Source organism: Micromonospora sp. NBS 11-29, from assembly GCF_002140155.1.
Classification (GTDB): Bacteria; Actinomycetota; Actinomycetes; order Mycobacteriales; family Micromonosporaceae; genus Micromonospora.
This window is the reverse complement of sequence record NZ_NAPR01000037.1, coordinates 1-1,105: the sequence shown is the minus strand read 5'-3', so window position 1 is coordinate 1,105 and position 1,105 is coordinate 1. Positions and strand designations below refer to the sequence as shown.

At 72.9% G+C, this 1,105-nt stretch carries 1 protein-coding gene; it reads left to right on the top strand.

Annotation, left to right across the window (positions count from 1 at the left end; translation table 11 throughout):
• Positions 1-70: 70 nt before the first annotated feature.
• A partial coding sequence (locus tag B1205_RS28810) for an extracellular catalytic domain type 1 short-chain-length polyhydroxyalkanoate depolymerase (protein ID WP_140158168.1) occupies positions 71-1,105 on the top strand: 1,035 nt, incomplete at its 3' end.

Sequence of the window (1,105 nt, the reverse complement as noted above, 5' to 3'; positions counted from 1 at the left end):
CGGCCCGGCCCGCGTCACCGTGGGCCGGGCCGGCGCCCTCCGTCCGTACCCCACCATGGAGGAACCGCCGATGAGAGCGAAGATCGCGCTGCTCGCGGCCGTGCTGGCGACGGCCCTGACGACGGCGGCCGCCGTCGTCACCGCCGCCGGCCCGGCGTCCGCCGCCGCGCTCACCCAGGTGACCAACTTCGGCACCAACCCCACCAACCTGCAGATGCACCTGTACGTGCCGGACCGGCTACCGTCCCGGCCGGCCCTGCTGCTGGTCCTGCACTACTGCACCGGCAGCGGTCCGGCGATGCACACCGGTTCCGGCTACAGCCCGTTGGCCGACCGCTACGGGTTCATCGTGATCTACCCGTCGGTGACCCGCAGCAGCAAGTGCTGGGACGTGTCGTCGCCGCAGGCGCTGCGGCGCGGTGGCGGCAGCGACCCGGTCGGTCTCAAGTCGATGATCGACTACGTGTCGAGCCGTTACCCGGTCGACCCGGCCCGCATCGGCGTCGCCGGCGCTTCGTCCGGCGCGATGATGACCAACGTGATGGCCGGCGTCTACCCGGACGTGTTCCACGCCGGGGTGAGCTCGTCGGGCGTGCCGTTCGGCTGCTTCGCCACCACCAACGGCTCGGAGTGGAACAGCGAGTGCTCCGGCGGGCGGATCACGAAGACCCCGCAGCAGTGGGGCGACCTGGTCCGCAACGCGTACCCCGGGTACACCGGCCGCCGGCCGCGGATGCAGATCTGGCACGGCACCACGGACACCACGCTGAGCTACGTCAACTTCGGCGAGCAGATCAAGCAGTGGACGAACGTGCTGGGCGTGTCCCAGACCCCGAGCATGACCGACTACCCGCAGGCCAGCGCCACCCGGACCCGCTACGGCGGCACCGGTGGCACGCCGCCGGTGGAGGCGGTCAGCTTCCAGGGCTACGGCCACTCGATCCCGTTCGACGCCGCCCAGGCGGTGCGCTTCCTCGGCTTCGACGGCGCGGCCCCCACCACCTCGCCGAGCCCGACCACGCCGCCACCGAGCCCCACCACGCCACCGCCGAGCCCGACCACCCCGCCGCCGAGCCCGACGACGCCGCCGCCCGGTACGGGTGGG